This window comes from Veillonella sp. 3891, assembly GCF_003992315.1.
Taxonomy (GTDB): domain Bacteria; phylum Bacillota; class Negativicutes; order Veillonellales; family Veillonellaceae; genus F0422.
Genome location: NZ_RQVE01000016.1, coordinates 25,505 through 35,080 on the forward strand (window position 1 = coordinate 25,505; position 9,576 = coordinate 35,080).

Sequence of the window (9,576 nt, forward strand, 5' to 3'; positions counted from 1 at the left end):
TTCAACATATTTTCTATGGTGGATTTACTTAGGATTGGAACTGCATTCAATACTTTGAATCTTAGCAATTTCCACTAGTTTATCTAGCACAGCAGGTTTTTGTTGTATGAAAAGTTCTTGTTTTCCCTTATGTTCATGGATTTGTGCTAATAAATTAATAATTTCGCTATCTCACATAGTACTTTCATAGAGTGAATAATTAAAAGTTTTCATTTGCCTACTCCTTTCTGCATTCACCTAATGATATCATATTTTAGGCGATTAAATATCACAGTAGACGATTTAATACTAAACTTTAATACCTTTAAACTATTATTATTTCTTATTAAGAGTACAAAAAAGCACGGTATAAACCGTGCTTTTTTTGTATAAGATTTAATTATACATTCATGTTAGCTGCTTTACGAACATAGAACCAGTAACATACAAATACTGTTACAATGTTGAAAGCAAGTAATACTGCGAATGCTGGGTGGATGCTTCCAAATGTTGTGTATACATAACCAAAGATTTTTGGTGTAATGAAGGCACCATACGCCGCTACAGCCGCTACGAAACCAGCAATCAAGGAAGATTGTAATCCATCTGTGAAGATGTGAGGAATCATACGGAATGTAGAACCTGTTACGAAACCGCAAGATACGAACATCAACACAGTCATTCCAAAGAAAAAGTCGAAGTTATGCATATCTACGCCTACTGCAATTAATACAGTAGTGATACATAAACCAATCAATCCGACGAAAGTAATTTTTGTACCGCTGTTAATTTTATCAGCTAACCAACCACCTACTGGGCGAAGACTGGCAGATACTAGTGGTCCTACGAATGCGATGTGAGCAAATGGAATTTCAGGGAATTCTTTATTTACTAGAAGACCAAGTGCGGCCGCATATCCGGAGAAAGCACCGAAGGCACATGTATATAACAATGTCATAGCCCACGTGTGTTTGTTGCTAAAAATTTGAGCCAGCGCTTTAGGATTTGGTTTTGCTGATGGCAAGTTATCCATGTAACGAGTCATGCAAGCTAAGATGATGATCAATGGAACAATCCACATGAAAGCTGCATTGGCTAAGTATACAGCGTTACCTTTAATCATAGCAGGTGTGACACCGAAGATATTACCTAATGTAGCAGAACCCATTGCGAATGGAGCTAAAAAATAGATAACGGAAATACCAAGGTTACCAATACCACCATTGATACCGAGAGCGGTACCTTTTTCAGATTTAGGGAAGAAGTTACCGATGTTCGCCATGGAGGAGGAGAAGTTACCACCGGCTAAGCCGATCAATGCTGTTAAGATCATGAACGTTTCGTAAGAAGTTGTTGTATCTTGTACAGCATACCCTAACCATACTACAGGTACTAATAAGATGATTGTAGAAATGAAAGTCCAGTTTCTACCACCAATTAAAGCTGGCATGTAAGTGTAGATAAAACGGAACGTAGCACCTACTAAACCTGGGAAGGCAGCCAGTGTAAATAATTGTTCTGTTGTAAAATGGAATCCAGCTCCATTGAGTTGGGCTGCGATGGTGGACCATAAATACCAAACGCAAAATGATAACGTTAATGCAATGGTAGAAACTACCAAGTTTTGTTTAGCAATTTTTTTGCCAAACTTTTCCCAAAATTCGGGATTTTCTGGTTGCCAGTTCGCAATAATTTCTTTGCGGCTCGCACCCACTTGAGGCATTTTCATCTCTGACATGAGAACACTCCTTTAATCCTTTCAACGTACAACTTGTGATACTTTTTGTATCACAGTAAATCGAAGACACAAATTAGTATAAAAAAATATTGACTTATGCCATACTTTCATTATAATATGTGCCTAAAATCACACACTTATTATATAAGATATAATATAATGTGAATGTGATAAAAAGCACAACTTATATAATTATTAATAAGTTATAATAGTAACATACGCAAAATTTAAAATGTAATTGAGAAATTGATATAGCTAAGTTTATATCAACTTCATAAGTATGGGATGTTACTGAAAGATGTATGGTGACAGTATGGAACAGGAGTTAATCAATCAATTGCTAGCATTGCCAGGTGAAGTAATTCATCTGAAAAAAGGAGAATTTTTATTTCACGAAGGCGATAAGGCAGAACATTTTTATATCGTTCAGAGAGGGCGCCTCAGTATTAAGAAATTTGAATCCACAGGACATATTTTTGCATTACGATTAGTAGGTAAGAATAATGTGCTTGGGGAAATTCCTTTGTATGAGACGAATACGAGATCGTATGTATTTAATGCCATTGCAAGAGAAGATTGCTCAGTCTATTGTATACGTTACGACGTATTAGAACCTGCCATTGCTAAGGATCATTCCTTAGCCATTGCGATGATGAAGATTTATACGCTTCATATGCGTCGACAACAAGCTAAGTATAGAGACTTATTATTATACGGTAAGAAAGGTGCATTTTATTCTACATTATTGCGTTTAGCTAATAGTTATGGTATTAAGCGGGATGACGGTATTTATATCGACATTGCATTAAGCAACCAAGAGTTAGCTGAATTTACTGCCACATCACGGGAAGGTTTAAACCGCATGCTAAGTGAGTTACGAAAGTTAGGCTATGTAGCCTATGATAAACACCATCTGGTAATCTGTGACTTTGATGCATTAATCGATTTGCTAGATTTAGATATAGAAACTATCGATCCTAATATTAGCAATATTGAATGATTAAGGTTATCCCCCCTTGCTGTGAGCACTACGAAGGCAAGGGTTTTTTTGTATTTTTAAGGAGGACATGAGATGAGTCTTTTATCTCAAAAATTTAAGTTTCTTCGCAAGAAGGACGTATCTCCAACAGGCCATCAAATCACAGAAGAAGGTGGTCGTGAATGGGAAAATTTTTATCGTGACCGTTGGTCCTACGATAAAGTAGTCCGCACCACACATGGCGTAAACTGTACTGGTTCTTGTAGCTGGAATATTTACGTAAAAAATGGTGTTGTTGCGTGGGAAAATCAAGCAACTGATTATCCTAAAACACCAGATGATATGCCAGATTACGAACCACGTGGATGCCCTCGAGGATCTACGTTCTCTTGGTATTTATACAGCCCATTACGCGTAAAATATCCATATGTACGTGGTGAATTGATCGAGCTTTGGAGAGAAGCGAAGAAAACTGCTAAAAATCCTATCGAAGCATGGAAATCTATTGTAGAAGATCCTGAAAAAGCAAAACGTTATAAATCTGCTCGTGGTATGGGTGGCTTTGTACGTTCTACTTGGGATGAATCTACAGAAATCGTAGCAGCTTCCTTATTATATACAGCAAAAACATATGGTCCAGACCGCAATGCAGGGTTCTCCGTAATCCCAGCTATGTCCATGTTGTCCTATGCAGGTGGTGCGCGTTTCTTGAACCTTATGGGTGGTACTCCACTTTCCTTCTATGACTGGTATGCTGACTTGCCTCCATCAAGTCCACAAGTTTGGGGTGAACAAACAGATACTCCAGAATCTGGTGACTGGTACAATGCAGGTTATATCATTACATGGGGCTCCAACGTACCATTGACTCGTACTCCAGATGCCCACTTCTTGGCAGAAGTACGTTATAAAGGTACAAAAGTAGTCTCTGTGTCTCCTGACTATGCAGAATCCACTACATTCTCCGATACTTGGTTGAATGTAAAAGCTGGTACAGACGCAGCAATGGCCATGGCGATGGGTCATGTCATTCTGAAAGAATACTATGTAGATAAAGAAACTCCATATTTTAAAGAATATGCGAAAGAGTTCACTGACTTACCATTCTTAGTACGTGTAGAAGAAATCAATGGTGCTATTCAAGCAGGTCGCTTCTTGAATAATCAAGATTTAGGTAGCACAGAAGAGGGTGCTGATTTCCATACAGTAGTGATCGATGAAATCACAAATACATTGGTAGCACCAAATGGTACATTAGGTGATCGTCATACAAATCCTAAAAAATGGAATTTACGTCTTGAAAACCGTGCAACAGGCGAGACAATCTCCCCTCGTTTATCTGTCATTGACCAACGTGATTCCGTTGCATTAGTAAAATTACCATACTTCGGCGACGAAGCTCATGAAGGTATTATTGAACGTGCTATCCCTGTGATCACAGTAAAAACTAAAGAAGGTCCTGTACAAGTGACAACTGTTTACGACTTGATTCTTGCTAACTACGGTATCGATCGTGGTTTAGGTGGTGAAGTGGCTACTAGCTATGAAGAAGACACTCCATATACTCCAGCATGGCAAGAAAAAATCACTGGCGTAAAAGCAGATGTAGTGATTCGTACGGCTCGTGAGTTTGCTGACAATGCAGAAAAAACAAAAGGTCGTTCCATGATTATCATGGGTGCTGGTATCAACCACTGGTATCATGCAGACGTAATTTACCGTACTATCCTTAACTTGATCATGTTCTGTGGTACAGAAGGCGTTAACGGCGGTGGCTGGGCTCACTATGTAGGACAAGAAAAATTACGTCCAGTAGAAGGTTGGGCTGGCATTATGACAGCGAACGACTGGAGTAAAGCACCTCGTTTACAAAATGGTACATCTTGGTTCTACTTTGCTACAGAACAATATCGTTCTGACTGCATAGACTTAGCGGACCGTGTATCTAAATTGGCTACACCTCGTTACAGACACCCTGGTGACTATAACGTGTTGGCAGCTCGTTTAGGTTGGTTGCCGTCTTACCCTACTTTCAACCGTAACTATCAAGATTTAATCAACGATGCTCGTGCTACAGGCGCAGGTACTGAGGCAGAAATTAACCAATACATCGTACAAGCTTTGAAAAATAAAGAGTTGAAATTCTGCGTAGAAGATCCTTCTGCGAAAGAAAATCATCCACGTAACTTGTTCGTATGGCGTTCTAACTTAATTGGTTCCTCCTCTAAAGGCCATGAGTATTTCTTGAAATACTTATTAGGCACGAAAAATGGTGTCATTGAAGATGAAGATGCACCAGTACGTCCAGAAGAAATCAACTGGCGTGAAGCTCCAGAAACAGGTAAATTAGACTTATTGATCGATATTGACTTCCGTATGGCTTCTACTGCGTTATACTCTGACATCGTGTTCCCTGCAGCTACATGGTATGAAAAACAAGATTTATCTTCTACAGATATGCATCCATATGTACACGTATTCCAAGCGGCAGTTGATTGCGCATGGGACACTAAATCTGACTGGGATACATTCCGTACGTTGGCAGAAACAGTTTCTCGCGTAGCAAAAGAATCTGGATTTACTGAATACGAAGATATCGTAGCGCAACCATTAGGTCATGACAGCCCAGGCGAAGTAGCTCAACCATTGGGTAAAGTATTAGACTGGAGCAAAGGTGAATGTGAACCTATTCCAGGTAAAACAATGCCAAATCTTGTACACGTAAAACGTGACTACAGTAAAATCTTTGAAAAATTCATTGGCTTAGGTCCTAATATTGAAAATAAAGTGGGCGCTCATGGTTTATCATGGGATGTATCTGATGCTTACCAATCCTTATATGAACAAAATGGTACTATCAATCAACCAGGTTTCGTATCTCATGGTCGTCCAAGCATCTATGAAGCGCGTGAAGCTTGTAATGTTGTATTAACATTGTCTTCTTGTACGAATGGTAAATTGGCAGTTCGTTCCTGGCAAGCAATGGAAGAAAAAACAGGCTTAACAGATCTTCAAAAGAATGCAAAAGGTCGTGAAGAAGAACGCATTACCTTTGAAGATATGGTTCGTCAACCACGCTTTATTATTCCATCTGTAACAAGTACAGGTAAAAATAATAAAGACCGTCGTTACTCTCCATTTACAACATCTACTGAGGATAAAGTTCCATTCCGTACTATCACAGGTCGTCAATCCTTCTATTGTGATCATGAAATGATGCGTGATTATGGCGAGGCTATGGCTCTTTATAAACCAGTCTTGTCCTATGCACCAGTGAAAGGTGATTACGCACAAGAAGGTGTTCCTCAAATTACATTGAAATACTTAACACCACATAATAAATGGTCTACTCATAGTATGTACTTCGATAGCCAACAATTATTAACATTGTTCCGTGGTGGACAAACAATTTGGTTGAACGAAGATGATGCGAAGGAAATCAATGTCCAAGATAATGATTGGGTAGAAGCTTTCAATAAAAACGGTATCGTTGCAGCTCGTGCAGTAGTATCCCCACGTATTCCTCGTGGTATTTCTTACATGCACCATGCTCAAGATCGTCACATCAACGTACCTGCTGCGCAAATAAAAAAACAACGCGGTGGTACACACAATGCACCAACTCACATTCATTTGAAACCAACGCATATGATTGGTGGTTATGGTCAATTAAGTTATGGATTCAATTATTATGGCCCAACTGGCAATCAACGGGATATGACTATTGTGGCTCGTAAAATGAAGGAGGTAGATTGGCTTGAAGATTAAGGCTCAAGTATCTATGGTCCTAAATTTAGACAAGTGTCTAGGCTGTCACACATGTTCTGTCACTTGTAAAAATACATGGACAAACCGCGAAGGTGCGGAATATATGTACTTTAATAACGTAGAAACTCGTCCAGGTGTTGGTTATCCACGTCATTGGGAAGACCAAGAAAAATGGAAAGGCGGTTGGACTGTTGATAGCGATGGAAAATTAGCATTAGCGACAGGTTCCAAAACAAATCGTCTGATGAAATTGTTCTATCATCCAGAACAACCTGAGTTGAAAGACTACTTTGAACCATGGACATATGATTATGAAACATTGATTCATTCTGGTCGTAAAAATAACCAACCAGTAGCACGTCCACGCTCTTTAGTAACTAAAGAACGCATGGAAATCAAATGGGGTCCTAACTGGGATGACGATTTGGCTGGTGGTGAGCACGCTCGCTCTGATGTTAACTTAGCTAAAATGGGCGAAGATATCGTGTTTGACTATGAAAAAGTATTCATGCGCTACTTACCTCGTCTATGTAATCATTGCTTGAATCCAGCATGTGTGGCAGCGTGCCCATCTGGTGCGATTTACAAACGTGATGAAGACGGTGTAGTTCTTGTGTCTCAAGATGTATGTCGTGGCTGGCGCCATTGCGTACCATCTTGCCCATACAAAAAAATCTTCTACAACTGGGAAACAAATAAAGCTGAAAAATGCGTATTCTGTTACCCACGTTTGGAAAATGGTTTACCACAAATCTGTGCGGAAACTTGCGTAGGTAGAATGCGTTATGTAGGCGTTGTTTTCTATGATATGGATAAAGTAGAAGCAGCTGCGGCTACAAAAGATGATGCGAATATCTATGAAAATACAGTGGACTTGATTTTAGACCCTCATGATCCAGAAGTAGTGAAAGCGGCTCGTGCTGAAGGTATTGGTGAAGCTTGGATTAAAGCAGCGCAAAAATCTCCAGTCTACAAATTAATCAAGGAATGGAAAGTGGGCTTACCATTACATCCAGAATATCGTACATTACCAATGGTTTGGTATGTACCACCATTGAGCCCAATCGTACAACGTATTACATCTGAAGTATACTTACCAGATGCAAATGAAATGCGTGTGCCTGTGCAATATCTTGCAAATCTATTTACAGCAGGTAATGCAGATGCCTTAGCTCGTGTATTACAACGTGTATTAGATATGCGTGAATATATGCGTCGTCGTGATGTAGGCGGTGAAGCTCCTGAGCATCCAATCGATTTAACAGAAGATCAAATGTATGAAATGTACAAATTATTAGCCTTGTCTAAATACAATGATCGTTTCGTGATTCCTACAGATATCAAAGCGTCTCGTGAAGGTCGTGCAGATATGCAACATAAACGTGGTTTTGCCTGTCCTACAGGGGGATGCCAATAATGAATGATGCTCAGAAAATAGCGCTTATCGCGTCATTTCTGCTTCGTTATCCTGATGCCACTTGGTACGATGAATTACAAGAATGGAAGGGGGACGCAACATCTGTTGCGCACCCTCAACTCCGTCAAGCCTTGATAGAATTCTTCGACTATGTGGAAGAAACACCTCGTAAAGAGTTTGAAGATCAATATGTACGTACCTTTGACTTTAGTCAAAATACAAATATGTATTTATCTACCTATGAATTACAAGGTACAGGGGAACAAGCAGAAGAACTTGTTAAATACAAAGCATTTTTCCTTGAAAATGGCTATGACTTACCAAAAGAAATGCCAGACTTTGTCCCAGCTATTCTTGAGTTATGTGCACTTATCGAAGAAGATAAAGCGCAAGAAATTTATGAATACTGTAAACCAAAATTAGAATATATTCGGGAACGTTTCATCGAGGCGAAACTGCCGTATGCATTCTTATTTGATATTATTTTATCTGTTGCAAATGGATTGGAGGACGGTGTACGATGAATTTATTCTTATGGGGCGCCCTGCCTTATATCGCTTTCACCTTCTTTGTCGTAGGGACTCTTGTTCGTTTCTTTTACTTTGAAAGAAACTGGACTACTAAATCAAGTCAATTCTTAGAAAAGAAACAATTGCGTATTGCGAACCCATTGTTCCACTTTGGTTTGCTTTGCGTTATCGGCGGCCATGTGGTAGGGGTATTGATTCCTAAAACTTGGACTGCTATGATCGGTGTGGATGACCATATGTATCATGCTGGTGCCTTGTATATGGGTGCTGTAGCTGGTTTCCTATTTATCGTAGGCTTCTTGATGTTGATGAAACGTCGTTTCACAACACCTACATTACGTGCGAACACATCTAAAATGGATGTATGGTTATATGTATTCTTTACACTAGCTATCTTTAGTGGTATGGCTGGTACTTTATTGAATGCATCTGGATTCTTTGACTATCGTGTGTCCATTGGACCTTGGTTCCGTAGCGTATTGATGGCTATGCCAGATCCATCCTTAATGGAAAACGTTCCTGGTATCTTTAAGTTCCATATGCTATCCTGGATGATTGTGGCTATCGTATTCCCATTCAGCCGTTTAGTACATTGCTTAAGCGTACCATTTAACTACTTAGCACGACCATTTATTGTGTATCGTAAACGAGACCGTCGCTAGTTTTCTCTATGAAAGTCTGTGGCGTTCCTGTCTGACATAATAAAAATAAAGACCGCAATACACCCCCTCAGAAACGGCATTTCATGATGTTTCTTCGGAGGTATATTGTGGGCTTTTTGTGTTTGTGTGATTCGGGTAGTAAGGAAACGCCACAAGGCTACTACTCGTAACGGCGTTCCTCGGGTGTTAGTGCGGTATTATCTGTAAACTTGCGCGTTGCTTAGTTTGCTAGTTGAAATAGCATTAAAATTAAGTAAACATTACGAATACATTATGCTATAATGAAAACATAAGAGTTATCAACGTGAGTTGGGCTCGTTTCTTCCTACTATAGGAGGAGGTGATACTATGACTACATATGAAAAGTTATCTTTATTGATTCAATTTTCTATGTTAATCGTAGAAGTTATTCGTTGCTTTTTTAATCTTGAATTGTCAAGTCAAATGCAACTCTACTGAATGATAAACCTCGTATGGGGTTTTCCAATTTAAGCATTTGCGCG

General features: G+C 39.3%; 7 protein-coding genes. 6 read left to right on the forward strand and 1 reads right to left on the reverse strand.

Annotated elements, in window-relative coordinates; translation table 11 throughout:
* Positions 1-379: 379 nt before the first annotated feature.
* Complete coding sequence (locus EO118_RS07790; protein WP_127069381.1) at positions 380-1,717, reverse strand: MFS transporter; 1,338 nt, start codon at positions 1,715-1,717, stop codon at positions 380-382.
* 313 nt (positions 1,718-2,030) lie between these two features.
* Here EO118_RS07790 and EO118_RS07795 point away from each other — a divergent pair, with 313 nt between their 5' ends.
* From EO118_RS07795 to EO118_RS08835, 6 genes are all read left to right on the forward strand, one after another.
* Positions 2,031-2,717: a Crp/Fnr family transcriptional regulator gene (locus tag EO118_RS07795; protein WP_038145028.1), complete on the forward strand. Its 687-nt coding sequence runs from the start codon at positions 2,031-2,033 to the stop codon at positions 2,715-2,717.
* 72 nt (positions 2,718-2,789) lie between these two features.
* On the forward strand, positions 2,790-6,464 hold the full coding sequence (locus tag EO118_RS07800; RefSeq protein ID WP_127069382.1) for a nitrate reductase subunit alpha: 3,675 nt from the start codon (positions 2,790-2,792) through the stop codon (positions 6,462-6,464).
* Complete coding sequence (gene narH, locus EO118_RS07805; RefSeq protein ID WP_127069383.1) at positions 6,454-7,881, forward strand: nitrate reductase subunit beta; 1,428 nt, start codon at positions 6,454-6,456, stop codon at positions 7,879-7,881. Before EO118_RS07800 ends, narH begins: the two co-directional genes overlap by 11 nt.
* Entirely contained in the window at positions 7,881-8,405 is a 525-nt protein-coding gene (gene narJ / locus EO118_RS07810; protein WP_127069384.1) for a nitrate reductase molybdenum cofactor assembly chaperone, read from the forward strand. Before narH ends, narJ begins: the two co-directional genes overlap by 1 nt.
* On the forward strand, positions 8,402-9,073 hold the full coding sequence (gene narI / locus EO118_RS07815) for a respiratory nitrate reductase subunit gamma (RefSeq protein ID WP_127011150.1): 672 nt from the start codon (positions 8,402-8,404) through the stop codon (positions 9,071-9,073). The genes narJ and narI overlap by 4 nt, the downstream gene beginning before the upstream one ends.
* Positions 9,074-9,421: 348 nt before the next feature.
* Positions 9,422-9,532: a putative holin-like toxin gene (locus tag EO118_RS08835; protein ID WP_370447323.1), complete on the forward strand. Its 111-nt coding sequence runs from the start codon at positions 9,422-9,424 to the stop codon at positions 9,530-9,532.
* The last annotated feature ends 44 nt before the right edge of the window (positions 9,533-9,576 follow it).

What these genes read in the sequence shown, in the direction of transcription:
- EO118_RS07790 (WP_127069381.1), bottom strand. Translation starts at nt 1,717, where the DNA reads ATGTCAGAGATGAAAATGCCTCAAGTGGGTGCGAGCCGCAAAGAAATT.
- EO118_RS07795 (WP_038145028.1), top strand. Translation starts at nt 2,031, where the DNA reads ATGGAACAGGAGTTAATCAATCAATTGCTAGCATTGCCAGGTGAAGTA.
- EO118_RS07800 (WP_127069382.1), top strand. Translation starts at nt 2,790, where the DNA reads ATGAGTCTTTTATCTCAAAAATTTAAGTTTCTTCGCAAGAAGGACGTA.
- narJ (WP_127069384.1), top strand. Translation starts at nt 7,881, where the DNA reads ATGAATGATGCTCAGAAAATAGCGCTTATCGCGTCATTTCTGCTTCGT.
- narI (WP_127011150.1), top strand. Translation starts at nt 8,402, where the DNA reads ATGAATTTATTCTTATGGGGCGCCCTGCCTTATATCGCTTTCACCTTC.
- EO118_RS08835 (WP_370447323.1), top strand. Translation starts at nt 9,422, where the DNA reads ATGACTACATATGAAAAGTTATCTTTATTGATTCAATTTTCTATGTTA.